The following is a 26,195-nucleotide window of genomic DNA, read 5'->3' on the forward strand; positions in this document are numbered from 1 at the left end:
TCTTCTCAGCTCGCGGCACGTCAAACCCCCTCCTATAGCGGGAAGGGGTCCTGCGGGAAGTGGACGAGCCCCAGGTTACTTCCCCGCCTCGTCACCCCGGGGAGCATCTACACCCAAGCGAGTGGCATCCTCGCTGGCTTGCTCCGTTCCAGGGGCGCTGCCTGCGGGATTCATGCGCTGCGAAATCACGCGAGTAACACCATCGCCGCGCATGGTTACGCCATAGAGGACGTTGGCGACATCCATCGTCGGCTTTTGGTGCGTAATGACGATGAGCTGCGAGTCTTTACGCAGCTCCTCAAAGAGGGCAATGAGGCGGCGCAGGTTGACGTCATCAAGCGCTGCCTCAACCTCATCCATGACATAGAACGGGCTGGGGCGGGCGCGGAAGATAGCTACCAGCATCGCAAGGGCAGTAAGCGACTTCTCTCCACCAGATAGCAAGGACAGGCGCTTGACCTTCTTGCCCGGTGGGCGTGCTTCCACCTCGATGCCGGTGGTGAGCATATCGTCCGGCTCTGTGAGGATAAGGCGTCCCTCGCCACCGGGGAAAAGGGTCTGGAAAACCTTTGGAAATTCTGCTTCGACGTCATGCCACGCATCGGTAAACAGCTGCAAAATCTGCGCGTCTACATCCTCGATAACACCCGCAAGATCCTTGCGGGCTTGGATAACATCCTCCAACTGAGTGGACAGGAAGGAATAGCGCTCCTCCAAAGCCTTATATTCTTCCAGCGCGAGCGGATTGACCTTGCCTAGTGAATTGAGGTCCTTTTCTGCTTGTTTCAAGCGCGCGTTTTCCGCCCCGCGGTCGAAATCTTCGCCTGGAGTGTAGTCCTGCAAAAGATCCGAAATCGCAATGCCCAGCTGCTCCACGATCTTGGCTTCTGCTTCGTCCACACGCACCTGCGCCTGGGAGCGAGCAATTTCCGAGTCATGGGCGCGGTTGGTCAGCCGGTCCAGCTGCTGCCGCGCGGCCGAGACGTGTTGCTTGACCTGCTGTAGCTGCGAGTTGAGGGAGGTGCGCTGCGCAAAGTAGTCATCGCGCTCAGAGGTAGCGCGCTCAAGCAGCTGCGTGGCGCGCGCGGCCAGATCGCGTGAATGCTTGGCTACCGCACCAGCCAACTCGCCCTGGGCCTTGCGCCGCGCCATGGCCTGCTCATGGCGGGCCTTGGCTTGGCGTTCATGCTGCGCTTGGCGACGCAACGCCTCACCCTTTCCCGCTACCTGACCCACGTGGTCTTGGGCCGAGCGGGCTGCCACCTGCGCCTCCATTTCCATGGATTTGACCTGCTCTAATGCAGCGGAGGCCTCGTCGCGCTCTACCGAAGAAGGCTCGTCGGGCTGCTCGTCTGCATCGACGCGGGCGAGCCTATCGCGGGCGTCGGCAAGCTGCGTGCGGGCCTCGGTGAGCTTGACCTCGATCTCGGTCGCCCGCGCCGCGGCCTTCTCGTGCTCGTTCTTATTGGCCTCGTACTGCTTGAGCAGGCGCTGGTGATCGCGCTTCCACGCATCGACTTCAGTATCGTGCTCGCGCAAGGCAGCCTTCGCCGAGGCTGCAGTCACGCGGGCATCCTCCGCCGCGATCTTCGCGCCCTCGAGCGTGCCGGAGAGTTCTTCCAGCTCCTGCGTGGCGGATTCCAGCTGCTCCTCTGCCTCCGCGATGCGAGCGGAAACCTCAACGGTGGATGAAGCACCGGTGCCCACTTCTACCCAACCTTCACCCAGCACCACGCCGGATTCGGTGACGGCACGCAGGCGAGGGTCCTCGGCCACCAGCTTTTTCGCCTCCGCGACATCGGAGACGAGCACGACATCCGCAAGGAGGCGGTGCAGCGCTGCAGAGACTTCTGGGACTACTGCAATGTGGTCGAGCAACCACGAGGCGCCTGTGGGCAAAGTCGCATCCACGCGCCAGGAAGTGGCGGGGGCGGCCACGGAGACGTCGATAAGCGCGGAGCGCGTGCCCTTTTCCAAGTCCGCAATCAGCTGGGCAGAAATCTCGCCCGCCTGGGCCTCTGCAAAAGCACCCAACGCGGCAGCTACCGCGGTCTCGTACTTGGTGGTAATGAACTCCGCCAACGGTTGGAAATGCTCGCCTACCTCAATCTTTTCCGGCGCGGTCTGGGCCAAGGTATCGATGCGGGAACGCAGGGTATAGACAGCGCGCTCACGCTCGCGCTGCTCGTCGCGAAGCTGCTCCAAACGCTTATCGGCCGCACCCGATTCACTGGCCGCCCGCACATGGGCTTCCTCAAGCGGCTCACGCTCGCCGGCCAAAGACTGCAGCTTATCCGCCACCTCATCGGCTTCCGCCTGGGCGGCTTGGGTGCGCTGCTTGGTAGAAGTCAGGGTCTCCTCTTGGCGCGCCAGCTCCTCTTCGGCCGAAGTAACCTGGCCTGCCGCCTTTTCCTCTGCGGCGATGAGGCGGACGACGCCCTCGCGCCTATCCGCAATGGCACGCAGCTGCGCCATGTGTTCGCGCTCCGCGGCCTCGAATGCCTCACGGCGCTCTGCTACCTCTTCGCGGATAGCCTCCAGGCGTTCCGCAGCCTCCTCCGCTGCGGCGAGAAGCTCTGCATGTTCTTCGTCCGCGCGGGCAGCCCGTGCCTCTAGGTCATCCGGATCCTGGCCAGAATAGGCCACCTGTGCGCCGGCATTGGCCGCTCGTTCCTCCGCGATACGCAGGGTCGCGGAAATGCGCTCGGAAAGTGTGGACAGATCGAACCACAGTTTTTGGGCAGCATCCGCCTTGGGGTTTACCTCCTCTAGCTGGGCTTCCACTTCTAGCTGCGAACCTGTTGCTTCTTCCAACTGCGCGGTAACTTCTTCTACCTGCTCGGCTAAGACTTCTGCCGCGCGCTCGGCCTCCTGGAACTTGCTGCGCAGGCGCACCACCCTATCTCCTGCCAGCCGCAGGCGGGCGTCGCGCAGATCAGCCTGCACAGTGGCGGCGCGCTGCGCGGCCTCAGCCTGGCGGGCCAAAGGCTTGAGCTGCTTTCCCAACTCATCAGTAAGGTCCTGCAAGCGATCCAAATTGGCCTGCATGCCGGTGAGCTTGCGCTGCGCTTTTTCCTTGCGGCGGCGGTGCTTGAGTACACCCGCGGCTTCTTCGATATACGAGCGCCGATCCTCAGGCCGCGATTCTAGGATCTCAGAAAGCTTGCCTTGGCCAACGATGATGTGCATCTCGCGGCCAATACCGGAATCAGATAGCAGCTCCTGAATATCCATCAGGCGCGCTTTGGAGCCATTGATTTCGTATTCGCTGGCACCATCACGGAACATGCGGCGGGTGACCGACACTTCCGAGTATTCGATCGGCAGCGCACCGTCCGCATTATCGATGGTGAGGGTGACCTCGGCGCGCCCCAGAGCCTTGCGGTCGCCGGCGCCGGCGAAGATGACGTCCTGCATCTTTCCGCCGCGCAGCGTCTTGGCGCTTCCCTCACCCATAACCCAGGCCAGGGCGTCCACCACATTGGACTTGCCGGAGCCATTCGGTCCGACGACGGCGCAAATTCCGGGCTCGAATTTCAGAGACGTCGCCGACGCGAATGATTTGAAGCCTTTCAGCGTCAGCGATTTCAGGTGCATTTGGGTAAGTTTAGCAAGCCTTGAACGCAGCTGCCCAGCCGAGCCTAGAGGCTCGCTTCGGCGGGCTTGTGCTGCGAGTTAACGTTCGATGAAGCCAGATTCGCCCTTAGGGGAAGCCCATTGTTCGACAACCAGATCCACCGTTCCCGGGCGGCGGGTCGTACTCGGCTGCTCATTGAGGAGGCCCAGCAAGTCCTCGCATTTCTCCCGCGGGCCTTCCGCTACCACCTGCACCCGGCCATCTCTCAGATTGGTGGCATGCCCGCTCAAACCGAGCTCCAAGGCCCGGGAGCGCGTCCACCAACGAAAGCCCACTCCTTGGACGTGCCCATGGACAAAAGCGGTCATTCTCTCCAGTGCCATGCGGCCTCCCAAATTTCTAATAGCGGTCGTGGTGTCCCTTATCGCGCAATACGCGGCGATCCTCTTCGCTGCGGCGAGTAACGGGATCGGATCCGTCCCAGCACTCTACGCCCTTCAGTTCCGGCATCATATCGCGGTGGAATACCGGGTCAATGCCGTGGCTGCGCTGTTCGTTGTAATTCTTGAGCAGCTTAATCGCCACACCGGATAGCGGCACGATGGCGATAATATTGAGGATCACCATGGTTGCCGCACCGGTATCGGCCAACGCAAAGACCAGCGGCAGGGAGCCCACTGCGCCAAACCAAACGAAGAAGAGAACGACGAGGCGGAAAATCACCAACGCAGGCTTGCTCTGGGTGAGGTATTCCAGGTTAGATTCCGCCAAGTAGTAATTGCCCAGGATGGAGGAGAAAGCCAGGAAGAAGAGGATGAAGCTAACGAAGTGGATGCCCCAGTCGCCCACCTCAGAAGACAGTGCCGCCTGAGTCAAGGAGACGCCTTCTGCTTCGGCGCCGTAGGCAATCTCTGGTCCCAGCAGGATGATAAAGGCGGTGATGGTACACACCACCAAAGTGTCAAAGTACACGCCGAGGGTTTGAACCAAACCCTGCTTGACCGGGTGGGACACTGCCGCGGTAGCGGCTGCGTTCGGAGCAGAGCCCTCACCAGCTTCGTTGGAGAACAGTCCGCGCTGAATACCCTTCATCATGGCCGCACCAAGACCGGCGCCAGCGATTTCCTTAATACCCAGAGCGTGGCCGACGATATCGCCAATCATTCCCGGCACCTTGTCAAAGTTGGTGATGACAACAAACCCACCGACGAGCAGGTAGGCCACCGCCATAAATGGCACGATGATCTGGGTGATATTGGCAATGCGGTTGACGCCGCCAAAGATAATGAGGCCTGCAACCACGGCAATAACAACACCGATGATGGAGCGGAACATGGTGTCATCGCGGTCAAAGGAGAAGGACACCGCATCTGCAATGGCGTTGGTCTGGAAGGCGTTGTAGACCAAGCCAAAGGTAAAGGCAATAGCGATGGAGAAAAGAACACCGAGCGGGCCCCAGCCCAAACCGCGCTTCATGTAGTACGCAGGGCCGCCGCGGTACCCGTCACCATCTCGCACCTTCCACAGCTGCGCCAGGGTGGATTCGATGAATGCAGTTGCGCCACCGAGGATGGCGATGAGCCACATCCAAAAGACTGCACCTGGGCCGCCCACGGAAATGGCCACAGCCACGCCGGCCACGTTGCCGGTGCCAACGCGGGAGGCGGCCGAGATAGTAAAGGCCTTGAAAGCAGAGATGCCGCCATAGTCCTCATCCTCATCGCGGCCCTCCCCCTTTGGCCGCTCGACGACCGCGCGGAACATATCCGGCACCATGCGCACCTGCACCAAAGCGGTACGGATGCCGAAGAATAGGCCCGCAGCGATGAGCAGCCAGGGCAGAATCCACGACCATACGCCGTCATTAAATGTCGTTACGACATTTTCAAGAAAATCCATGCAGAATAATTTACTGCCTTGAGGTTCACAACGTGAACCCCATGCGCCATAACTTATTGGCAATGGGGGCAGAAATGGGTGGAACGCCCTGAAATTACGCAGCGCTCCAAGGGCGTACCACACCGCTGACAGGGCTGGCCAGCCCGCCCATACGCGGCCAGGGACCGCGAGAAGTATCCCGATTCACCATTCACGTTGACGTACAAGGAATCGAAGCTCGTGCCACCCACTTTTAGGGCGGCGGCCATGACCTCTTGGGCCGCTTCAAGCAGAGCTACGGCATCCTTTTGCCGCAACGTCGATGCCCTTTTGCGGGGCGGAATCTGTGCCGCCCACAGGGATTCATCGGCATAGATATTGCCGATTCCAGAAGCCAAGGTTTGATCCAATAGTGCAGTCTTTACTGCAGTCTTCTTGGCCCGCAAGCGCCGTGCGGTTGCCACAATGTCGAAGTCTGGTTCCAACGGGTCAATGCCAATGTGCGAGATCTTCGCCCACGGTGCATAGAGCCAATAGCCAAAGGTGCGCTGGTCTACAAAGCTAAGCTCTACCCCACCGCTTAGCTGAGCGCTAATGCGCAGATGCGGCGAATCGGTCGTGCCGATTCGAACTTGGCCCGACATGCCCAAGTGGATGAAGAGGACGTCGCGGTGGGGATCCATGGAATCTTCGCCCACAAATTCCAGCCACATGAACTTTCCCCGCCGAGCCACAGCGGCGACCTCTTTACCGATAAGAAGACCGGAGAGTGGCTCATCTTGGCCACGGTTGGCACGCGGGTGCAGGACTTGCACAGACTCAAAAGTCCGCCCCACCACGTGGGGCTCAAGACCCCGGCGGACGGACTCGACTTCCGGCAGTTCCGGCATGCTTAGCCTTCTTTATGCGCAGTGCCCTGCACCAAGAGAGGAGTCTCACGCAAAGTCTGGCACGCCTCTTGAGCTGCTTGCTGCTCGGCCAGCTTCTTATTGTGTCCCACTCCATTGCCCACGGTCAGACCAGCGACGGTAGCTACCGCGTTAAAGGTCTGGTCATGTTCTGGGCCGGTGGAGGTAGCCGAGTAGACCGGCATCGGTGCCTTAAGCTCGGCACACAGCTCCTGCAAAGTGGTCTTCCAATCCAGATGGCGGCCACTCACGGTCGCATTGTCGATCTTTTCTGCAAATAGGCGCAGGATGACATCTCGCGCAGTTTCGAATCCATGCTCGCGGTAGATGGCGCCAAAGATCGCCTCGGTGGTATCGGCAAGGATGGAATCCTTATCGCGGCCACCAGTGGACTGCTCTCCCTTGCCCAGCAAAATGTGTGGGCCGAGGTTTATCTCACGAGCGATATCCGATAGTCCGTAGCGCGAGACGATCGAGGCACGCATCTTGGAAATATCCGATTCCGGACGAGAGGGATAAGTGATGTAGAGCTGGGAGGCCACCGACAGGCCCAGCACCGCATCGCCCAGAAACTCCAAGCGCTCGTTATTAGGCAAATGCCCATTCTCATTGGCAAAAGAGCGGTGAGTAAGCGCCAAACGCAGGTGTTCTGGCTGCAAGTCCACGCCGAGCGATTCCAACAGTGGGCTGTGGTCTACTGCAGCAAATTCGGCTGCCAGTGCCTCTTCCCCGGTTAGCTTCTTTTTGCGGCTCATAGGAACTTCTCCAAACCAGCCCAGCGGGGATCGACCTTGTCTTCCTCTTCTTCGCCAGAGATACCGGTGGTCACCCCTTCAGGCGTGTCAATCTCACAGCGGTCCTCACACACCGGCGCGAAGGGAAGGTTGAGGCCTGCCTCATCGATCACGGCCTGCAATAGATCCAGCTCATCGTCTTCGATCTCCGGAATCTCATCTCCGGAGCCTTCATCATCGGCTGCAGGATCATCGCCTGAGACGAAGGATTCATCGGCAGCAAAGACCTGCGTGACATGCAAGTCCAGCTCTGGGTGCAGTTCCTTCAAGCACCGGGAGCATTCCCCTGTCAGCCGTCCAGATACGTTGGCATCCACCAAGACACCTGCACCTAGAGGGGTCAAGGTGGCGTCTACGGTGAGCTCCTCACCCTTCGGAATAGCGATCATCTCGACGCCGATCCTCTCAGGTGCGGGGCCGGTCTGGGTGCGTTGCTCCGGCAGTGCGTCAGCGCCTTGGGCGTTCAACAATTCGCCCACATCGAACTTCAATGGTGATGTCATAACACTAGGTAGTCTACCTTGCCCCGCAAACTCCGCCTAGCGGCCCGCACAGGCAAACTTTCTGTCAAGAGTCTGTCGTTTAAAGTAAAAGGGCCTATGCCTTTCCGGCTTAGCCTTTTCCCAAGCCAAAGCCATCTTTAGTGTGGAGGCATGACTTACCACTTGGCGCTAGCCTCCACGGATCCACGCAGCATCGCACTCGGATTCGCCGTGTTTAGCTGCCTTCCTGCCGCGGTATTAACCATTGCCGGCACGCTCGTGCACGCGACTCCACGGCCGGACCGTTCAGGAATCTATGGCGCTAGTGGGATTCGCCTCTTTACTGCACTCATCTGCAGCATCATTGCTGGTTTGATAGCTGGCACCATCCTGGTATTGCCCACTGGCATGGACCTTTCGGTGCTCACCGGCGCACTCATCTTTTCCCTAAGCGCAGGCGCCATTACCTGGTTTTCTCGGGAGACCATTCCCACGGCGCTTATTTCTGTAGGCACCATGCTGGTTGCCACAGGTGCGCTAGTGAGTATGTGCGCCGTGTGCTTTCCGCAGAACTTTAGTGATAGTTCTTTGACGTCGCTGTCTTCCTATTTCTTTACCGCACTCGTTGCATTCCTTTTCCCTGGATTAGTGACCACAATCATTGCAGCATGTATGGCCGTCCAATCCGCCGCGCCTGCGCGTCTCACATCGAGGAAGGAAAGCAGCGCCACGTCCACACACACGCCGTTAACAGCTGCTCCCCATGCACCGAATACGGCAGTGCCCACCACACAGCCTCGCTCCCGCGCAACCTCCTGAACTGCCTGCGCTGGTAGGAAAACATAAAGGCTCTGGTGGGTGGGCAGACGGTGTACGACAAACCGTCTGCCCACCCACCAGAGCCTTTGGCCGTGCCTGATATAAGGGGCTAAACCACCCCTCACCCCTTAAGCTCCTTAGCCCGGGTGCCTCCGGGAAATGAAGCTTAAGGGCAGAAAGAATTTAAAGGTTTAGCGCTCGTTATAGCGACGCTCGTAGTTCTCGCCTTCTGCGTAGCGGGAGCCGCCCGCAACACCGCCGGCACGACTCGAGGGCTGGTAGTCGCCGCCGCGGGAACGGACCCCGGCACCGCCGCGCAGTGCAGAGCGGTCGGAGCTTACGGTGCGCAGCAGCCCATTGAGGGTGGTTTCAAATTCGCTTAGCTTGCCGTCTACAAACTCATCGCATTCACTGCGCAGACGGTTGGACTCAGTGTGGGCGGACTCCACGATGCGGTGTGCTTCCTCATCAGCGCGGCGCACAACTTCAGATTCCGAAACCATACGCTCTTGCTCGGCGCGGCCTTCTGCAACGGAACGCTCATATTCGTCATTCGCCTGAGCAATGGTGCGGTCTGCTTCCGCGCGGGCCTGTTCCACCATGGACTGAGCGCGAGCTTCAGCATCAGCCACTAGCTTGGCGGCATGCTGTTCTGCGTGGGAGACCGTGGCATCCGCTTCCTCGCGAGCATGGCCCACGATGTCGTCGGCCTGCGCATTAGCATCATTGATGGTCTGGTCCGCACGCTCTTCGGCGCCGTGGAGGATTTCATCCTGCTTATCCAAGACATCCTGCGCGTCATCAATTTCAACGGGCAGGGCGTTACGGAGGTCGTCGAGAAGCGCGAGCATTTCATGGCGCGGAACCATGCAATTAGAGGTCATGGGGAGGCTATGGGCCTCTTCCAAGTGCTGGACTAGTTCATCTAGGGACTCAAAGACACGGTACATGCTGCGAATTTTACATGCCCTCACGTGCCAGACGTGGAGGCCACACACCGAGTGTGTACTGCGGATTTACCCTCCAGTGCCGACAATCGCCTTGCACCCGCCCACTCACGCAATCTATGGCGCGTATTTACAGCACAAGCTCCCCTTCTCCACTACACAAAGGCAGCACAGAAAGGGAGCGTGAAAGAAGAAATGAGCAGCTAGATAACGCCCTGTGCCAACATGGCGTCCGCTACTTTCTTGAAGCCAGCAATATTTGCACCGGCAACATAATCGCCTTCACGGTCATATTCCTTGGCCGTACTATCGATGTTTTTAAAGATATTGGACATGATCGCGTGGAGGCGATCATCGGTGTACTCAAAGGACCAGGAGTCGCGGGATGCGTTTTGCTGCATTTCCAGCGCGGAGGTAGCAACGCCACCAGCGTTGGCTGCCTTGCCCGGCGCGAAGTTGATCTTGGATTCTTGGAAGACGTGGACCGCCTCTGGGATAGAGGGCATATTGGCGCCTTCGGCTACGTAACGCACGCCGCCGTCAACGAGCTTCTTGGCGGACTCGCCATCGAGCTCATTTTGGGTGGCGCACGGCAAAGCCACGTCTGCCTGTACTTCCCAGATATTTCCACCCTTGTGGAATTCCACTCCGTTTCCAGCCTCTTCGGCGTAGGTGGAAATGCGCTCACGGCGGGTTTCCTTGACGTCCTTGAGCAGCTCAATGTCCACGCCGCTAGGGGTAGTGATGTAGCCGGAGGAATCGGACATCGCAACGACGGTAGCGCCAAGCTCTTGGGCCTTGGCTGCGGCGTAGATGGCCACGTTGCCAGAACCGGAGACGATAACCTTGGCACCGTCGAAAGACTCGCCGTGCGTCTTCATCATTTCATTGGTGAGGTAGACGGTGCCGAAGCCCGTGGCCTCGGTACGAACCAGGGAGCCACCCCAAGTCAATCCCTTGCCGGTGAGGACGCCGGATTCATGCTGGGTGGTCAGGCGGCGGTACTGGCCAAAAAGGAAGCCGATCTCGCGGCCGCCGACGCCAATGTCACCGGCCGGCACGTCGCGGTATTCGCCAATATGGCGGTGCAGCTCGGTCATGAAGGACTGACAAAAGCGCATGACCTCTACCTCGGACTTGCCCTTAGGATCAAAGTCAGAACCGCCCTTGCCGCCACCAATGGGCAGACCTGTCAGGGAGTTTTTGAAAATCTGCTCAAAGCCAAGGAACTTGATGATGCCCAGGTTGACCGAGGGGTGGAATCGCAGGCCACCCTTGTAGGGGCCGAGCGCGGAGTTGAACTGAACGCGGAAGCCGCGGTTGACCTGGATGTCGCCACTATCGTCGATCCATGGCACGCGGAAGATGAGCTGGCGTTCAGGCTCGCACAGGCGCTCCACCAGGCCGTAGTCCGCGTACTGCGGGTCTTTTTCTAGGACAATTTTCAGCGAATCCAGGACCTCAGAAACCGCTTGGTGGAATTCCGGTTCTCCCGCATTGCGCTTGAGCAATTTGTCGTAGTACTCAGAGATTTGGCTATCTACTGACATGGTGTGCATTCCATTCTGTGGGCTTGTAAGAACAGATACCAGTTTCCTATCAAACTACCGATAATGCAAGCAGGTTCGAGGCTTTAGGGAGACATACAACGCCTTTTACCAGCGACAATAAAGTTAAATATTTTCTGTAGACCGTTCGAATCTTAAGTCGCACCGTGCCCCAGCGCGGGCGGGCTTTATAATCACGGGCATGCATATTGTTGTCGCCCCAGACTCATTTAAAGGCACCGCCTCCGCGCCCGAGGCCGCAGCCAGCATTGCTATGGGGGTGCGCCAAGCGCTTCCCGACGCCACGGTGACCACCCTGCCCATGGCCGATGGCGGCGAGGGCACCGCTGCCGTCCTCGCGCAGGCAGCAGCGGCCGGCGGACAATCCGCCGAGACCATTACCCTGCCCACTACCGACGCCATTGGCCGCTTGACTCAGGCAAGCTATGTCCTCGCCGGAACCACTGCGTTCATTGACGTCGCCTCTGCCACCGGGCTGCCCGCTGTACAGGACAGCCTTGATCCGCTGCACGCCGATTCCTATGGCACCGGCGTGCTGATCGCGGACGCAGAAACCCGCGGTGCTACCTCGATCGTGTTGGGATTGGGCGGCACCGCCAGCATTGACGCCGGGATGGGCATCCTCACCGCACTCGGCGCCGCCGCGCACGACTCCCGCGGCTATGCCCTACCCAAGGGCGGCGCTCCCCTAGTTCAGCTGGACCACATCGATACCGCGCAGCTCAATATCAAGGCGGGCATGCTTGACTTCACACTGCTGGCAGATACCCGCGCTACCCCAGTGCAGGCGGCAACCATGTACGGCCCCCAAAAGGGAGCTCAAGGCGAACAAGTAGCGCTGCTGGCCGGCGCCATGCTCCAAGCATGCACGGTTACCGGCACCGATGCAGATTCTGCATATTATGGCGCCGCGGGTGGCCTTCCCATTGGCCTGTCCTGGCTTTCGCGCACCCTCTGGGGTTCAGACGAACACGTGCGCGTCCTGTCCGGCGGCACGCACGTGGCCGCTGCACTGGGCCTTCCGGAAAAGATCGCTTCGGCCGATCTCGTCATTACCGGCGAGGGCCGCTTTGATGAACAGTCTCTGACCGGCAAGGCAGTCGGAACCATCACGGATCTTGCCCGGCAAGCCGGAACTCCGGTGGGCATTATCGCCGGCTCCTTCGAGCATGACACCGACGCCTACTGCGCTCCCCTTAGCCAAGAGGGCTCGTTAGCCCAGCAGCTGGCGGCGGCCGCCGGGGACATCGTCAAGCAGCTCTAAGGCCGAATGGACAGCGACCACGGGAAGATGGCGGGCCGCTCATGCGCCAGCTCATCTTCTAGCAATACGTGGTCCTTGGGCAGCACTGCATGCGGGGTGAGAAGGCGCGAGAGCACCATGCCCAGCTGGTTAACCGAGCCACTCACGCCCGCCACCGCGATGTCATAGCGGTGCACGCTCGCGTCCGCAAGGTCGCGGTCCTCATGCTCGTCGCGATAATTTTGCCGCAGCTGCTCTTCCAAGCCCTCTGGAAACTGCGGCGCCTCTGGGCGGGTAACGTCAGCTGAGGAAAGCGAACCGCTCTCCACCAGCTTGTCGGTGGCGGCGGTAAAGATGTCCGCGACGCGCTCTGCTTGCGCGTTGGGAACCAAAACATCAAATTGAATAACCGGCATAGCGCCAACCCTACCCAATCCCTAAGGTGTGAAACCATGTCTGATTCTGCCCGCATCGCCCAGCTCACCACTTCCCAGGAAGCCGATCTGGGGTGGCAGCAGGACTTTTATGAGGACCTGCACCGCCACCCCGAGCTTTCGCATGAAGAGGAGCGCACCGCCAGTCGCATCCGCGCCAAACTCGCCGATTTTGACTGCGAGGTAGTAGAAAACATCGGCGGCTTTGGTATGGTCGCTATCTTCCGCAACGGCGATGGCCCCACTGCTTTGCTGCGTGCGGACTTTGACGGCCTACCCGTGGAAGAGGCCACCGGCGTGTCCTATTCCGCCACTAATGGAAAGATGCACGCCTGCGGGCACGATATGCACACCACGGCGCTGCTGGGTGCCTGCGCGCTTCTCGACGCCTCCCGGAGCACCTGGTCCGGCACCTTCCTCGCTCTTTTCCAACCGGCCGAAGAATCTTCCGTGGGAGCTAAGGACATGTTGGCCGATAACCTCATCGATCGTGTGCCTCGTCCCGATATTTGCCTAGGCCAACACATCATGCCCGGCCGCGCCGGTACTGTACGCCACACCGCAGGCCCCATCATGGCCGGCTGCGATTCCCTGCGCATTCGCGTCTTTGGAAAATCGGCCCACGCTTCCATGCCCCATAACTCCATCGACCCCACCTATATCGCGGCCATGATCGTCACCCGCCTCCAAGCTATCGTGGGCCGCGAAGTTGCCCCACACGAGTTCTTTGTCATCTCTGTAGGCGAGCTACACTCCGGCGATAAAAACAACATCATCCCCGAATCCGCCGAGCTCGTGCTCAATACGCGCTATTACGATCCCGCACTCGCGGAAAAGGTCTATGCTTCCCTCGAGCGCATGGTCAAGGCCGAGTGCGTGGCGTCCGGAAGCGAGCAAGACCCGACCTTTGAGTACTACGCTCACGGCGAGGTCACCGATAACGACGCCACGGCCCACGCACCAGTGGCCGAGGTTTTCGATGCCGCCTTCGGCTCCGATTCGGTCATCGCCGCCCCTTCTACCGCCTCTGAGGACTTTTGCTATCTACCACAAGCATGGGGCGTACCTTATGTCTTCTGGCACATCGGCTGCACCCCGGAAAATGAGCTAGAGGATCCACCTGTCAACCACCAGGCGACCTTCCTGCCGGACTACGCCCCGACCGTCTACGCCTCCACTCGAGCAGCGTATGGTGCGGCATTGACTTACTTGGCAAAGCCCTAGGTACCCGGCGCGCCTTTTCCTATTCCTCCCTGCAAGGCGGCGCCAATCCTATTAAGCTGGCAGGCGTTTCGTGACTTCCCACTAACTTAAGGTTTCACATGAGCCAGCCACGGCATTCTGTTTTCGAATCCACCGTTCCCTCCCATGTTCGTGCGGCCTCCGGTGTGAGCCCGCACAGCGCTTCCTACCGCAAGTTCTGGTCGGGCCTATCCGGTGCCGTCATGGAGCAGATTGCCGATAATTGGGAGCGCACCCGTTCCGCCTATGCTGCAACCCGCCAGCAGCATTACTTCTCCGCAGAGTTCCTGCAGGGCCGCGCGCTGCTCAATAACCTCACCAACCTGGGTTTGGTCGACGATGCCAAAGCTGCCGCCACCGCTGCCGACCACGAGCTGAGCGATGTCCTCGACGCCGAGCACGATGCCGCGCTCGGCAACGGTGGCCTCGGCCGCCTTGCCGCGTGCTTCCTCGATTCCGCTGTCACCCAGGACTACCCTGTTACCGGTTATGGCCTGCTCTACCGTTACGGCCTGTTCCGCCAGTCCTTTGAGAATGGCTTCCAGAAGGAACAACCTGATGCATGGATGGAAAACGGCTATGACTTCATCATCCGCCGCGCCTCCGAGCAACGCCGCGTCCACTTCGATGACATGGATGTGCGCGCCATTCCCTATGACATGCCTATCACCGGCTACGGAACCGATAACGTAGGCACGCTACGCCTGTGGAAATCCGAGCCCATCGATGAATTCGATTACGACGCCTTCAACTCCCAGCGCTTTACGGAGGCCATTGTCGATCGCGAGCGCGTCATGGATATCTGCCGCGTGCTCTACCCCAACGACACCACCTACGAGGGCAAGGTACTGCGCGTTCGCCAACAGTACTTCTTTGTCTCCGCATCCCTGCAGACCATGGTGGATAACTACATTGCCCAGCACGGCGAGGACCTCACCGGTTTTGCGCAGTACAACGCCATCCAGCTCAATGACACTCACCCAGTGCTCGCCATCCCCGAGCTCCTACGCATTCTGCTCGATGACCATGGTCTGAGCTGGGATGCGGCGTGGAAGATCGTCACCGAGACCTTCGCCTACACCAACCACACCGTGCTCGCAGAGGCACTGGAGAGCTGGGAAGTGTCCATCTTCCAAAAGCTGTTCTGGCGCATCTGGCAGTTGGTGGAGGAAATCGATCGCCGCTTCCGCGAAGATATGGCCCACCGCGGCTTGGATCAGGGTCGCATTGACTACATGGCGCCGGTGTCCAACGGACAGGTTCACATGGCCTGGATCGCCTGCTACGCCGCCTACTCCATTAACGGTGTCGCCGCCCTGCATACCGAAATCATCAAGGCCGATACGCTGTCCGAATGGCATGAGCTCTGGCCAGAAAAATTCAACAATAAGACCAATGGCGTCACCCCGCGCCGCTGGCTGAAGATGTGCAACCCCCGCCTGGCAGAACTGCTCACCCAGCAGGCTGGTTCCGATGCGTGGGTTACTGACCTCACCCAGCTGGCCAGACTCGCCGATAAGGCCGACGATGCTGACCTACTACGAGAACTGATCGCCATCAAGCAGGCCAATAAGCGCGACTTTGCGCAGTGGGTCAACGACCACCAAGGCGCTGAAATCGACCCCGATTCCATCTTTGACGTGCAGATTAAGCGCCTGCACGAGTACAAGCGCCAACTGATGAACGCCCTCTACGTCCTCGACCTCTACTTCCGCATCAAGGACGAAGGCGAAACCGTGCCGAAGCGCACCTTCATCTTTGGTGCCAAGGCCGCGCCGGGCTACGACCGCGCCAAGGCGATTATCAAGCTCATCAACACCATCGCGGATCTGGTCAATAACGACCCAGCCACCAAGGACATCATCCGCGTCGTCTTCGTAGAGAATTACAACGTCTCCCCCGCCGAACACATCATCCCGGCCGCTGATATCTCCGAGCAGATTTCTGTGGCTGGTAAGGAAGCCTCCGGCACCTCCAATATGAAGTTCATGATGAATGGCGCGCTGACCTTGGGCACCATGGATGGAGCAAACGTGGAAATCGTCGAGGCGGTCGGCGAGGACAACGCTTATATCTTCGGCGCCCGCAATGAGGAGCTGCCGCAGCTGCGCGCCGAGTACAACCCGGGCGAGCTTTACCAGAGCGTGCCAGGCTTGGCCCGCGTGCTGGATGCGCTTGTCGACGGCACCCTGGGCGCCGACAATGCCGGCATCTTCGGCGATTTGCGTTCCTCGCTTCTCGACGGCTTCGGGGAGCACGCCCAAGACCAGTACTACGTCCTCGGTGACTTCGCCGACTACCGCGAGACCCGCGACCGCATGGCCGCGGAGTATGAAGAGAATGAGCTTGCGTGGGCAAAGAAGGCATGGCTGAATATCTGCTATTCCGGTCGTTTCTCCTCGGACCGAACCATCGCGGACTACGCGAACGAGGTGTGGAAGATCCAACCGACCCCGATTTCCCAGCGCTAAGAAAAGGTCCTGCCCTTCGCTTCCACAGCGAAGGGCAGGACCTTTAGTAAGGCGGTGTGCCTGATTCTGTTTAGCGCAGGCCCACGCGCTTGAGCTGCTCATAGATGGGCTTCAGGTCGATGTTGAGCACGCCCATCTGCGTAGCCAGGAAGCCGAGGCCGCCGACAACGGCGCCCAGGATCCCCAGCCCCGTAGCTAGACCAGCTGCAAAGCCCTTGCTGCTGCCTTCCTTGCCGGCGCCATCGGACGGGTTGGCAGCATCTCCTGGCTGCTCTGGATCGTCTGCTTGGCCGGAGCCATCGTTCCACCACTCATCAAAGGTCAAGTTGGCTACCAGGGTGTTGTCGATGTAGTCACCACGGACCGAATCGGTCCCAGAGGTACGAGCCATAATGTCCTCGGAGCCGGCGCCCTTGAAGAAGAACGGAACCAGCTGGTTGGTGTGCTGACCGGAGTACCAACCGTGGCGAGCAACCTTGCCCTTCTCGCCTTCCATTGCATTGAAGCGGTTATCCGCCTCAGGGTTATCCTCAGTCGGGGCCTCGTTCGCACCGGAGAGATAGCCGGTCTCGTGGTCTGCGGTAACGACCAGCAGGGTCTCCTCCCACGAAGAGTTCTCCTCTACCCACTTGATGGCGGCGTCGACTGACTTGTTGAAGTCCTGGGTCTCTTCGATGTCGCGCACCGGGCTATTGCCGTGTCCGGCCCAGTCAATGGCACCGCCCTCAATCATGACAGAGAATCCATCCTCATCCTGACCCAGTGCGTTGAGTGCGCCGGTGGTCATGGTGGGGAGATCCACGACGTCGTTAAGCGGGTCAGAGTGCGGTGCCTTCGCCTCGCCAGAGCGGGAGTTCTGCAGGGTGGATCCTACCTGTGCGATACCCCAGTACTTCTGGTCCGGCTTGACGTCGCCTTCCGCCATCTTCTTAAAGTCATCGTTGGACTCAAAGTAGTTCCAGTCGGCCTCGCCAGCGGACAGCTTGGCGTAGTCCTCCTCGTACATAAAGCTGTAGTCCGGAGTATCGACCTTTTGGTGGTCATTGTCGTAGAACGGGTGACCAGCTGCCATGACCACGTCGAGGTCGCTGCCGAGCATCTCACGGCTAATGTCCTGCAGCTTATCGCGGTCCTTGTTGTGCGCGGCCCACGCCGCCGGAGTGGCTTCGGAATAGAGAGTGTCTGATGGTTTGTGTGTGGGTACCTAACCCGCATAAGGAGATGGACCAGAATGACTACTGTGGCGAGACGAGATCCGGCTGATAAGGCCAAGATTGATGCGATTGAAAAGAAGCTGCTTGCTAACCCTGACATCGCGAAGCTGATTGATGACCTAGGCACGTCTACAACGGATGCCAACGACCTGGTTCGCGGCATGTTACAAGCCTCGATTACCAGAGGCCTCAACGCTGAAATGGATGCCCACCTGGGCTACGAGTCTGGCGACAGGAGCGCTAAAGCTGCAGCTAGAACAGACAATCACCGCAACGGGTCGTATCCAAAGACCGTGGATTCTAACTACGGGCCAGTCACCGTTGATGTGCCAAGAGATCGGGCTGGAACATTCTTTCCGACTATGGTCCCTAAAGGCTCGAGGAGATTGACTGATGTCGATGACATGATCGTTAGCTTGTACGCCGGTGGGATGACAATTAGGGATATCCAGCATCATATGGCAACGGCGATGCGTGTTGATATTTCCCATGAGACGATTTCAGCGGTTACTGACGCCGTCCTCGATGAGGTCATGATCTGGCAAAACCGCCAGCTAGACGAGTTCTACCCGGTCATTTTTCTCGATGCGTTGCGCATTAAAGTCCGCGACGGCGGCCGAGTAGTCAACAAATCTGCGTACATGGCAATCGGCGTGGACCTGGACGGTATTAAGCACATTTTGGGATTGTGGATTGCCAAAGAAGAAGGCGCTTCATTTTGGGCGCAGGTATGTGCCAATCTTTCCAATCGTGGGGTCAAAGACGTCTTTATCGTCTGCTGTGACGGGCTGAAAGGCTTGCCGGAAGAAGTAAAGGCAACCTGGCCGAACTCTATGGTGCAAACCTGTATCGTGCACCTGATTCGTGCCGCTAACCGGTGGGTAGCCTACGGAGATCGCCGTGGCGTATCGGCCGCGTTGAAAAAGATTTACACCGCCACGGACGAGTCCACAGCTAAGGCTGCCTTAGACGAATTTGAAGCCTCTGAATTGGCAGAAAAGTATCCACGCTCAGTCAAAGTCTGGCGAGATGCATGGGCGCGTTTCGTACCGTTTCTCCAGTTCCCACCAGCAGCCAGCAAGGTCATTTACACGAAGAATTCGATTGAATCATTCAACAATGAACTGCGGAAAGCTACCCACAACAGGGTGCAGTTCACTAACAATGAATCAGCGCTCAAGACGCTATGGTTGATGATCTGCAACATCGAAGACAAACGAGCCGCAAAGAGGGCAAAGCAAGGCAAACGAGTCTCAGCAACAGCCGGCAGACTCATGGAAGGAGCCCGAGTTTCCGGCTGGAAACAAGCCATTAACCAAATGGCCGTGGCCTACCCCGACAGCTTCGACAAATACCTATAAACCTAGCCCCACACACAAACAACTTGATACCCTCCGAACAAGCAAGCATTGATAGATGCAGGTCTGCACTACATTTTGTCGGTGAAACCCCACCGTGCCTGAGGTGATTGAAACCTGGCGGCGGGAAATCCCTGGTGAAGCCTACGCCCACGGCCAGATCTGGACACAAGCCTCGGCAAGCGATGCGCGCAAACACACAACCCCGAATACGGTGACCCACTTCCAGTACTCCTATGATCGGGCCAGACGCGGCCTGCGCGGAATCAAAGAGCAAGTCGCAAAAGCCAAACGCGCTGTTGACGGCGAAATCGCCATTAAGCGCAACCGCTATTTCGATCTTTCCACCCCGAACAAGAAGGTCAACTACGCTCTTGCTGCCAAACACCGAGCCCTAGCCGGAATTAAAGGCTATGAAACCGACCTGACCGCTCTTCCCGCCCAGGAGGTTATCGGGCATTACCGCAGGCTATTCCACATTGAAAATGTCGTATCGGATGTCGAAATCAGACCTGAAAGCACGCCCAATCTATGCGAGGAAACAAAACTCGATCACAGCACATCTCAATATTGTGATGGCAGCACTAGCCGTGACCCACCTGATGGAGACCCGCAGTGGTCACTTCATCAAACGCCTCGTGAGAACACTCAAGAAATACCGCAGCTTTCAACTCGTCGTTGGCGGCGAAACCATTCACGCCGCCGTACCATTCCCGCCCGACCTCACTGCCACCATCCAAGTAATCACCGGCCGCGAACTTCCGCACAAAATTGGCCTAAGTCAGGTTAGAAGGGAATCAGCACACCGTCTCGTGGGATTCGTGCTCTGGGTGCTCAATCTGGATGGTGGAGTGCTCGATACCGTGTTCGCGCAGGGCCTGCTGGGCGGCATCCAACAGCGGGCCGGTGCCGACGGTGCCGTCGCGCACGATATGCACGGTCGTGAGCACGTTCACGCCGTCCAGGCTCCACAGGTGCAGGTCGTGGATGTCAGCAACGCCCTCGACCTGCCGCAGCGCGGGCTCGATCGCACTGGCGTCGAAGTCCGCCGGGACTTGCTCGAGCAGCACGCTCGCCGAAAGCCGCATGAGCTGCCAAGCGCGCGGCAGCACCATCGCCGCGATCGCTAGGGAGGCGATCACGTCCGCCGCCACAAACCCCGTGGTCAGTACCACGATGCCGGCCACGATTACTGCGATCGAGCCGAGCATATCCACTAACACGTGCAAGAACGCGCCCTCCACGTTGATCGAGGATTTGCGGTGCCGGTGCAGAACCCACGCCGATAGCGCATTCGCCACCAGGCCGATCACCGCGATGATCAGCATCGTTTTTCCCTGCACTTCGGCCGGGCTCTGCAGGCGGCGCACCGCCTCGACGACAATCCACACCGAGATCGCCAGCACCATCACTGCGTTCGCCAGTGCAGCAAGCACCTCCACTCGTCGGTAGCCGTACGTGGCCTGAGCCGATGCTTGTCGGCGCCCAACCAACACCGCTAACACCGCGATGATCAACCCCGCAGCGTCGGAAAGCATGTGCATCGCATCCGCCATCAGCGCCATCGAACCCGCCAACCAGCCGCCGATCAGCTCCGCGAAGAAGACGGTGCCGGTAATGCCTAGCGCAATCAAGAGTGCGCGCAGCGGCGTGCTGGAGTGATCGTGGTCGTGGTGCTCGTGTGCCATGCACTCAGCCTATCCCCGTCGACGCTTATTGACAATTAATTGAAAATGGATGGCGGTAAGCGCAGCCACTGAGGCCAAGTCGGCCTGATTTAGGTCATTGTGCAGTTGTCCTTTGAATGTGTAGAGAAGCTGAAACATGAACAACCAAAAAGTACTGCAGCCGCATGTCAGGAAAGCAACCGCTGAGTGTACTCGAGGTAAATATAAATCTACATTTGTATAAATGTATATAGAAAAGCGCCGCGAGCCGTGGAACGTGTTAAAGGGTGGGTCGCGGCGCTCGTGCCAAAAATCTACTTCTTGGTTTCACCCAACAAGTGACACTGAATCATGTTGGTGTTGCCAGCAATTCCTGGAGGAGTACCAGCAATGACGACAATCATGTCGCCTTCCTCGTACCTGTCCATCTCCAGCAATGCATCATCGATAGCTTCCATCATGTCATCGGTGGACTTAACGTGCGGGCTCAAGAAGGTCTCAGCACCCCACGTCAAAGCTAGCTGGGAGCGAACCGCTGGGTCCGGCGTAAACGCCAACAGCGGAAGCTGGGAGTGCAGGCGAGCCACGCGCTTAGCGGTATCGCCGGAGGTAGTAAAGGCTACGATGGCCTTTGCATTGAGGCGCTCGGCAATATCGCGGGCGGAATAGGACACCACACCACGCTTGGTGCGCGGAACGTGGGACAGCGGTGGAACCTTGCCACCATCTTCAGCATTAGCCACGATCTTGGACATGGTGCGCACGACGTTCTGCGGGTCAATACCCACGGAAGTCTCACCAGAGAGCATGACGGCATCGGCGCCGTCGAGAACGGCGTTAGCTACGTCAGAAGCCTCTGCACGGGTCGGGCGCAGGTTGGAAATCATGGAATCCAACATCTGGGTAGCCACGATGACCGGCTTAGCGTTCTCGCGAGCAATCTGGATAGCGCGCTTCTGGAACAGTGGCACGCGCTCCAGCGGCACCTCAACACCGAGGTCGCCTCGAGCAATCATGATGGCATCGAATGCCAGCACGATGGACTCGAGCGCGTCTACCGCCTCGGGCTTTTCCAGCTTGGCAATGACCGGAACGCGGCGGCCCTCTTCGTCCATAATCTCGTGGACCTTATCCACGTCTGCTGGGGAGCGGACGAAGGACAGCGCCACGAGGTCAACGCCAAGGTTCAAAGCGAAGCGCAGGTCAGCGATATCCTTTTCCGACAAAGCCGGCACGGAGATATCCATGCCAGGAAGGGAAACGCCCTTGTTATTGGAAACCGGGCCACCTTCAGTGACCTCACAGACGACGTCGTTGCCGTCGACTTCCTTGCAAACAACGGCAACCTTGCCATCGTCGATCAGCAGGCGGTCACCTGGCTTGGCGTCCTTGGCCAGGCCCTTGTAGGTGGTGGAAACGCGGTCATGGGTGCCTTCGATATCGTCCACGGTGATGCGGACGATCTGGCCGTTATCCCACTGCTCCTCGCCGTTGATAAAGCGGCCAAGGCGAATCTTGGGACCCTGAAGGTCCGCCAAGATACCTACGGCGCGGCCGGTCTTATCGGTGGCCTGGCGCACCCAGTTGTAATTCGCCTCGTGGTCTGCATGCTCGCCGTGAGACATATTCAGGCGGGCAACGTCCATGCCGTCCTGTACGAGGCGCAAGATGCCGTCCTCGCTAGCAACGGCAGGGCCGAGAGTACAAACAATCTTCGTTCTTCTATCCAGCATTATTGGCCTATTCCGTCGGGGGAAATTGAACACTCCCCAACCTACTCCTTCGAAAAGATTGGGGCCACAATTTTTTGGTTCCATTTTCTGAACGGACACCACAAAATGCCCCATTTCCCACAAAACCAAATCTAACCGGGCAAACTTGGGCAGTATTTACGTCGATAATGAACCCGGTTGCTGCCCATCAGATACCGCGTGCTCAGGGCTGTGCTCATCAGTATCCCGGCGCTCCGCCCAATACTTAGGATCTACCTCTTCGGGGGACTCTGGCCCCTGGCGGTGTCTATCAAGCACGAAGAAGACAATCGCGGCGATGATAAAAATCGCTAGGGAGACGATGATATTCACGCGGATCCCAAAGATATGGGTCGCCTCATCGGAACGCATCCCTTCAATAAAGAAGCGGCCCAATGTATATCCCATGACATAGAGGGCAAAGACGCGGCCGTGGCCCAACTTCCAGGCCTTATGAGCCCACAAGAGGAAAAGGCAGACCAGGACATTCCACACGAGCTCGTACAGGAAGGTCGGGTGCACCGACGTCATGACCTCACCCGTGGAGTGTCCGGAAACGGGAGCATAGCCGCCGTTCTCATTGACGCGGTAATAGATATCTAAAGCCCACGGAACGTCGGTCGGGCGCCCATAGAGCTCTTGGTTAAACCAGTTACCTAGGCGTCCAATCGCCTGCGCAAGGACGAGGCCTGGCGCCACCGCATCAGCAAAGGGGCCGAGCGGCACCTTCTTCACTTTGAAAAGCACCCACAAAGCTAGTGCGCCCAAGGCTACGGCGCCCCAAATGCCCAGGCCGCCATTGGTAATCTTCAGCGCGTCCGCGGGATTGCAGCTATCACAGAAGTACTTCTGGTTATCGGTAATGACGTGGTAAAGACGCCCGCCAATGATGCCGGCTGGAATGACCACGATGGCGGCATCCCATACTGTGTCTGGGTTACCGCCGCGTGCGGTGTAGCGGCGTAAGGTCATTCGCAGGGCGACGATAATCCCTACGATGATGCACAGCGCATAGGCACGAATGGGAATGGGTCCCAACTGCCACACGCCCTGCGGTGGAGACGGAATATTTGCAAGAATTTCTGTGTGCACGTAGCTAGTGTGCCTTATCCCCCACCCCACCAGCTAGTTGGGGCCTTAATCTATCTTGCGCGCGGGGCACGCTGGATGCTGCCCGGCAGCCACCAAGGAGCGCGCCAGCGCCGTAGGATCTTGGGCAGCCATGACGGATTCGCCCACCAAAACTGCATCGGCGCCGCGTGAAGCATAGTGAAACAGATTGCGCGCGTTGTTTACCCCGCCTACTGCGATGCGCAGGATGGATTCTGGCAGGCCTGGGGCGATATCATTAAACGCCTCGCGGTTAATGGCATCCGAAGCCAACGACCACGCATTGATGGCGATGACGCTACTTCCTGCCTTGATTGCGCGGTCGACCTCTGCGCAGTTGCGTACCTCTACGATGGCGGTCATACCGAGCGATTCCACGCGGTCTAAAAGTGCCTCCAGGCGAGCTTGCTCTAAGAGCTCTACCTGCAGCGGAATGGCATCGGCCCCAAAGCACCTGGCTTCATGAATTTGGTAAGGGTCCACGATGAGATCGCGCGACATCATGGGAATATCAATCGCAGCACGGGCAGCTGCCATGTCTTCTAAAGAACCGTGGAAGCGGCGGAAATCAGTCTGGCATGCCATGAGATGTACGCCGCAGTGTTCAAAGGTGCGGGCCCATTCCGCCATCTGTTCCGCAGAGCCAACATGAGCGATCTCGCCGCCGTAGGGTACGGCGCGCTTGAGCTCCGTGATGACCGAGCAGCCTGTACGCAGCAGAGCCGCGCGGGCATCCCGGGGAGGTTCCATGTCACGCGAGCGGGCTTTCACCTCTTTGAAAGACACGCGAGCTTCCCGCGCAGCGACGTCCTCCAAGACTCCTGCAACTAGGTGGTCAACGGCAATGGGCGTAGGCATCAGCACCTCCCTCCACGGGCGATTAAAATCACACTTAGGTTAACCCGCTAGCGTGCCGTTCCGGAAATTACACAGGAAACGGGGCTATTTTTTGTCCATATCGGTGGGATCGATATCACTATCAAGGGCGTCCCACATCACGCGGCCAGAGTCGGAGGAGGTTTCCAAATCCTCCTCCAGCTTTGCTTGTCGTGCTGCCGGGGTTTCGTATTTGCTAGACGCCTTCGCCTTATCCACGCCTGGATTGCGCGCAAGCATGACCGCACCGAAGAGGGCCGCTGCCGCACCTATTAGGGCCAGAATTGGTCCCAGGGAATGCACCTCGGTGGAAACTACCGTGGCCCAGTCAGAAATCTGGGCAGAGTCTACGGCGTTTTCATTGGCTGAGGCTCCCTGCAGGATCTTCTGGGCGCGCTCGGCGTCCGCGCCCGCAGTCAACAGGCTCACCGGGGTCCATGCACTAGCTGCGGCCGCGAGGGCGCACACGATGCCCACTACTCGCCTACCTACGCGCCGCAGCGCCATCCCTGCGACGGCACCGGCTACCAGAACTAGGGTCAAGGCCATGATTTCCAGCGACCAGGCCGAGCCGATGATGTCATTGGCCGCAGAACCGGCCTTGTCGTCTTCGCTGGCAGCTACCACCCACGTAGCACGGGAGGACAGCCACACTACGATGGCTCCTACAGCGATAAGTAGTGGTCCAAGGCGTCTAGCCTTCACGGTTGCCCTCCTAGGAGATCGGTGGCGTCAAAGCACGTGCGGTCACCGGTATGGCAGGCGCCGCCGCGCTGCCGCACGGTCAGCAGAATAGTATCTCCATCGCAGTCAAGGCGAACGCCCAGCACCTCTTGGGTATTTCCAGAAGTTTCTCCCTTGACCCAATATTCATTGCGCGAGCGCGAAAAATACGTTGCTTTGCGGGTGGCGAGGGTATGGGCCAAAGCGTGATCATCCATCCAGGCCATCATCAGCACCTCACCAGACTCAGCTTGGGCAATGGCCGGCACCAAGCCTTGGTCATTGCGCTTGAGCTGCTTGGCGATGTCCCCGTGAAGTTCAAAGTCGCCCGGGCTACTCATCGACGCACCTCGTAGCCAGCAGCGTCAAGGGCGTCTTTCACGTCGCGGATTTCTACCTCACCGAAGTGAAAAATGCTTGCTGCCAAGACGGCATCGGCGCCGGCCGCAACTGCCGGTGGGAAGTCCGCAGCGCTTCCCGCACCACCAGAGGCGATAACGGGAACGGTCACCGCTGCACGCACAGCGCGCAGCAACTCAAGGTCAAACCCTTGCTTTGTGCCATCGCCATCCATCGAATTGAGGAGGATCTCCCCTACGCCGAGTTCTTCGCCGCGGCGCGCCCATTCGATGGCGTCGATCCCGGCCGATTCCGTACCGCCGTGCGTGGTGACCTCAAAGCCGGATGGCGCATACTCTTCGTGGCAACGGCGGGCATCAACGGACAGCACGATGCATTGGGCCCCGAAAATCTCAGCCATTTCGCGCAGCAGTTCCGGATTCTTAATGGCCGCGGTGTTTACAGAGACCTTATCTGCCCCGGCGCGCAATAATTCCCGGACGTCATCAACGCTGCGAACTCCACCACCCACCGTCAAGGGGATGAATACCTGGTCCGCAGTGCGGCGCACGACCTCGAGCATGGTGGAACGGCCTTGTTTAGAAGCAGAGACATCCAAGAAGGTAAGTTCATCGGCTCCTAGGGCGTCATAACGCGCGGCCAGCTCCACTGGGTCGCCGGCATCGCGCAGGTTGTCAAAGTTGATGCCCTTGACCACGCGGCCTTGGTCCACGTCTAGGCAGGGGATCACGCGTACGGCTACAGCCATGGCGGCCGCCTCCTTTTCGGGTATT

General features: G+C 58.9%; 21 protein-coding genes and 2 pseudogenes. 6 read left to right on the forward strand and 17 right to left on the reverse strand.

Annotation, left to right across the window (positions count from 1 at the left end; all coding sequences use genetic code 11):
• Positions 1 to 75: 75 nt before the first annotated feature.
• The 6 genes from smc to RAE09_RS01880 all read right to left on the reverse strand — a co-directional run bounded on the left by smc (position 76) and on the right by RAE09_RS01880 (position 7,660).
• Entirely contained in the window at positions 76 to 3,597 is a 3,522-nt protein-coding gene (gene smc, locus RAE09_RS01855) for a chromosome segregation protein SMC (protein WP_316980799.1), read from the reverse strand.
• Positions 3,598 to 3,675: 78 nt separating this feature from the next.
• A complete protein-coding gene (locus tag RAE09_RS01860) occupies positions 3,676 to 3,960 on the reverse strand; it encodes an acylphosphatase (RefSeq protein WP_034668477.1) in 285 nt (94 codons plus the stop codon).
• A 16-nt stretch (positions 3,961 to 3,976) separates the two neighbouring features.
• A complete protein-coding gene (locus RAE09_RS01865; RefSeq protein ID WP_005328783.1) occupies positions 3,977 to 5,476 on the reverse strand; it encodes an alanine/glycine:cation symporter family protein in 1,500 nt (499 codons plus the stop codon).
• Positions 5,477 to 5,529: 53 nt separating this feature from the next.
• Positions 5,530 to 6,345, reverse strand: a complete 816-nt coding sequence (gene mutM, locus RAE09_RS01870; RefSeq protein WP_005325283.1) for a bifunctional DNA-formamidopyrimidine glycosylase/DNA-(apurinic or apyrimidinic site) lyase — start codon at positions 6,343 to 6,345, stop codon at positions 5,530 to 5,532.
• A gap of 2 nt (positions 6,346 to 6,347) precedes the next feature.
• Positions 6,348 to 7,118, reverse strand: a complete 771-nt coding sequence (gene rnc / locus RAE09_RS01875) for a ribonuclease III (RefSeq protein ID WP_005325284.1) — start codon at positions 7,116 to 7,118, stop codon at positions 6,348 to 6,350.
• The gene (locus tag RAE09_RS01880) at positions 7,115 to 7,660 is read right to left on the reverse strand and encodes a YceD family protein (protein ID WP_316980800.1); all 546 of its coding nucleotides are present in this window, start codon (positions 7,658 to 7,660) and stop codon (positions 7,115 to 7,117) included. The genes rnc and RAE09_RS01880 overlap by 4 nt, the downstream gene beginning before the upstream one ends.
• Positions 7,661 to 7,810: 150 nt before the next feature.
• Between RAE09_RS01880 and RAE09_RS01885 the strand changes: the two genes are divergently transcribed.
• The gene (locus RAE09_RS01885) at positions 7,811 to 8,458 is read left to right on the forward strand and encodes a hypothetical protein (protein WP_005328791.1); all 648 of its coding nucleotides are present in this window, start codon (positions 7,811 to 7,813) and stop codon (positions 8,456 to 8,458) included.
• Positions 8,459 to 8,649: 191 nt separating this feature from the next.
• Here the strand turns inward: RAE09_RS01885 and RAE09_RS01890 are convergent, their stop codons facing one another.
• Positions 8,650 to 9,408 (reverse strand): DivIVA domain-containing protein, encoded by a 759-nt coding sequence (locus tag RAE09_RS01890; RefSeq protein ID WP_200435476.1) that lies wholly within the window; start codon positions 9,406 to 9,408, stop codon positions 8,650 to 8,652.
• A gap of 200 nt (positions 9,409 to 9,608) precedes the next feature.
• Complete coding sequence (gdhA, locus tag RAE09_RS01895) at positions 9,609 to 10,955, reverse strand: NADP-specific glutamate dehydrogenase (protein ID WP_316980801.1); 1,347 nt, start codon at positions 10,953 to 10,955, stop codon at positions 9,609 to 9,611.
• 199 nt (positions 10,956 to 11,154) lie between these two features.
• Here gdhA and RAE09_RS01900 point away from each other — a divergent pair, with 199 nt between their 5' ends.
• Positions 11,155 to 12,237, forward strand: a complete 1,083-nt coding sequence (locus RAE09_RS01900) for a glycerate kinase (protein WP_005325289.1) — start codon at positions 11,155 to 11,157, stop codon at positions 12,235 to 12,237.
• On the opposite strand, the gene RAE09_RS01905 is transcribed toward RAE09_RS01900, so the two are convergent.
• Positions 12,234 to 12,632 (reverse strand): hypothetical protein, encoded by a 399-nt coding sequence (locus RAE09_RS01905; RefSeq protein WP_005325290.1) that lies wholly within the window; start codon positions 12,630 to 12,632, stop codon positions 12,234 to 12,236. The two genes, RAE09_RS01900 and RAE09_RS01905, sit on opposite strands and share 4 nt — an antisense overlap.
• Before the next feature lie 36 nt (positions 12,633 to 12,668).
• On the opposite strand from RAE09_RS01905, the gene RAE09_RS01910 reads away from it, so the two are divergent.
• A complete protein-coding gene (locus RAE09_RS01910; RefSeq protein WP_316980802.1) occupies positions 12,669 to 13,874 on the forward strand; it encodes an amidohydrolase in 1,206 nt (401 codons plus the stop codon).
• A gap of 98 nt (positions 13,875 to 13,972) precedes the next feature.
• Positions 13,973 to 16,363: a glycogen/starch/alpha-glucan phosphorylase gene (locus RAE09_RS01915; RefSeq protein ID WP_316980803.1), complete on the forward strand. Its 2,391-nt coding sequence runs from the start codon at positions 13,973 to 13,975 to the stop codon at positions 16,361 to 16,363.
• A gap of 70 nt (positions 16,364 to 16,433) precedes the next feature.
• Here the strand turns inward: RAE09_RS01915 and RAE09_RS01920 are convergent.
• Positions 16,434 to 17,522, reverse strand: a pseudogene (locus RAE09_RS01920) (alkaline phosphatase); the annotation flags it as partial.
• Between the two features lie 72 nt (positions 17,523 to 17,594).
• Here RAE09_RS01920 and RAE09_RS01925 point away from each other — a divergent pair.
• The gene (locus RAE09_RS01925; protein ID WP_302258054.1) at positions 17,595 to 18,938 is read left to right on the forward strand and encodes an IS256 family transposase; all 1,344 of its coding nucleotides are present in this window, start codon (positions 17,595 to 17,597) and stop codon (positions 18,936 to 18,938) included.
• 36 nt (positions 18,939 to 18,974) lie between these two features.
• Positions 18,975 to 19,702, forward strand: a pseudogene (locus tag RAE09_RS01930) (IS1634 family transposase); the annotation flags it as partial.
• Positions 19,703 to 19,732: 30 nt separating this feature from the next.
• Here the strand turns inward: RAE09_RS01930 and RAE09_RS01935 are convergent.
• The 7 genes from RAE09_RS01935 to hisF all read right to left on the reverse strand — a co-directional run bounded on the left by RAE09_RS01935 (position 19,733) and on the right by hisF (position 26,170).
• Positions 19,733 to 20,623 (reverse strand): cation diffusion facilitator family transporter, encoded by an 891-nt coding sequence (locus RAE09_RS01935; RefSeq protein ID WP_005324622.1) that lies wholly within the window; start codon positions 20,621 to 20,623, stop codon positions 19,733 to 19,735.
• Positions 20,624 to 20,916: 293 nt separating this feature from the next.
• Positions 20,917 to 22,332 carry a pyruvate kinase gene (pyk, locus tag RAE09_RS01940; RefSeq protein WP_100067822.1) on the reverse strand — a complete coding sequence of 472 codons (1,416 nt, stop codon included), beginning with the start codon at positions 22,330 to 22,332 and terminating at the stop codon, positions 20,917 to 20,919.
• Between the two features lie 159 nt (positions 22,333 to 22,491).
• On the reverse strand, positions 22,492 to 23,445 hold the full coding sequence (gene lgt / locus RAE09_RS01945; protein WP_250410006.1) for a prolipoprotein diacylglyceryl transferase: 954 nt from the start codon (positions 23,443 to 23,445) through the stop codon (positions 22,492 to 22,494).
• A gap of 45 nt (positions 23,446 to 23,490) precedes the next feature.
• Entirely contained in the window at positions 23,491 to 24,321 is an 831-nt protein-coding gene (locus RAE09_RS01950; RefSeq protein ID WP_179386685.1) for an indole-3-glycerol phosphate synthase TrpC, read from the reverse strand.
• An 84-nt stretch (positions 24,322 to 24,405) separates the two neighbouring features.
• The gene (locus RAE09_RS01955) at positions 24,406 to 25,044 is read right to left on the reverse strand and encodes a TIGR02234 family membrane protein (RefSeq protein WP_005324612.1); all 639 of its coding nucleotides are present in this window, start codon (positions 25,042 to 25,044) and stop codon (positions 24,406 to 24,408) included.
• Positions 25,041 to 25,403: a phosphoribosyl-AMP cyclohydrolase gene (hisI, locus tag RAE09_RS01960; RefSeq protein ID WP_239234739.1), complete on the reverse strand. Its 363-nt coding sequence runs from the start codon at positions 25,401 to 25,403 to the stop codon at positions 25,041 to 25,043. The genes RAE09_RS01955 and hisI overlap by 4 nt, the downstream gene beginning before the upstream one ends.
• Complete coding sequence (gene hisF / locus RAE09_RS01965; protein WP_316980804.1) at positions 25,400 to 26,170, reverse strand: imidazole glycerol phosphate synthase subunit HisF; 771 nt, start codon at positions 26,168 to 26,170, stop codon at positions 25,400 to 25,402. The genes hisI and hisF overlap by 4 nt, the downstream gene beginning before the upstream one ends.
• Between the last annotated feature and the right edge of the window lie 25 nt (positions 26,171 to 26,195).

Source organism: Corynebacterium tuberculostearicum, from assembly GCF_032821615.1.
Classification (GTDB): Bacteria; Actinomycetota; Actinomycetes; order Mycobacteriales; family Mycobacteriaceae; genus Corynebacterium; species Corynebacterium tuberculostearicum_H.

What these genes read in the sequence shown, in the direction of transcription:
- smc (WP_316980799.1), bottom strand. Translation starts at nt 3,597, where the DNA reads ATGCACCTGAAATCGCTGACGCTGAAAGGCTTCAAATCATTCGCGTCG.
- RAE09_RS01860 (WP_034668477.1), bottom strand. Translation starts at nt 3,960, where the DNA reads ATGGCACTGGAGAGAATGACCGCTTTTGTCCATGGGCACGTCCAAGGA.
- RAE09_RS01865 (WP_005328783.1), bottom strand. Translation starts at nt 5,476, where the DNA reads ATGGATTTTCTTGAAAATGTCGTAACGACATTTAATGACGGCGTATGG.
- mutM (WP_005325283.1), bottom strand. Translation starts at nt 6,345, where the DNA reads ATGCCGGAACTGCCGGAAGTCGAGTCCGTCCGCCGGGGTCTTGAGCCC.
- rnc (WP_005325284.1), bottom strand. Translation starts at nt 7,118, where the DNA reads ATGAGCCGCAAAAAGAAGCTAACCGGGGAAGAGGCACTGGCAGCCGAA.
- RAE09_RS01880 (WP_316980800.1), bottom strand. Translation starts at nt 7,660, where the DNA reads ATGACATCACCATTGAAGTTCGATGTGGGCGAATTGTTGAACGCCCAA.
- RAE09_RS01885 (WP_005328791.1), top strand. Translation starts at nt 7,811, where the DNA reads ATGACTTACCACTTGGCGCTAGCCTCCACGGATCCACGCAGCATCGCA.
- RAE09_RS01890 (WP_200435476.1), bottom strand. Translation starts at nt 9,408, where the DNA reads ATGTACCGTGTCTTTGAGTCCCTAGATGAACTAGTCCAGCACTTGGAA.
- gdhA (WP_316980801.1), bottom strand. Translation starts at nt 10,955, where the DNA reads ATGTCAGTAGATAGCCAAATCTCTGAGTACTACGACAAATTGCTCAAG.
- RAE09_RS01900 (WP_005325289.1), top strand. Translation starts at nt 11,155, where the DNA reads ATGCATATTGTTGTCGCCCCAGACTCATTTAAAGGCACCGCCTCCGCG.
- RAE09_RS01905 (WP_005325290.1), bottom strand. Translation starts at nt 12,632, where the DNA reads ATGCCGGTTATTCAATTTGATGTTTTGGTTCCCAACGCGCAAGCAGAG.
- RAE09_RS01910 (WP_316980802.1), top strand. Translation starts at nt 12,669, where the DNA reads ATGTCTGATTCTGCCCGCATCGCCCAGCTCACCACTTCCCAGGAAGCC.
- RAE09_RS01915 (WP_316980803.1), top strand. Translation starts at nt 13,973, where the DNA reads ATGAGCCAGCCACGGCATTCTGTTTTCGAATCCACCGTTCCCTCCCAT.
- RAE09_RS01925 (WP_302258054.1), top strand. Translation starts at nt 17,595, where the DNA reads ATGACTACTGTGGCGAGACGAGATCCGGCTGATAAGGCCAAGATTGAT.
- RAE09_RS01935 (WP_005324622.1), bottom strand. Translation starts at nt 20,623, where the DNA reads ATGGCACACGAGCACCACGACCACGATCACTCCAGCACGCCGCTGCGC.
- RAE09_RS01950 (WP_179386685.1), bottom strand. Translation starts at nt 24,321, where the DNA reads ATGCCTACGCCCATTGCCGTTGACCACCTAGTTGCAGGAGTCTTGGAG.
- hisI (WP_239234739.1), bottom strand. Translation starts at nt 25,403, where the DNA reads ATGAGTAGCCCGGGCGACTTTGAACTTCACGGGGACATCGCCAAGCAG.
- hisF (WP_316980804.1), bottom strand. Translation starts at nt 26,170, where the DNA reads ATGGCTGTAGCCGTACGCGTGATCCCCTGCCTAGACGTGGACCAAGGC.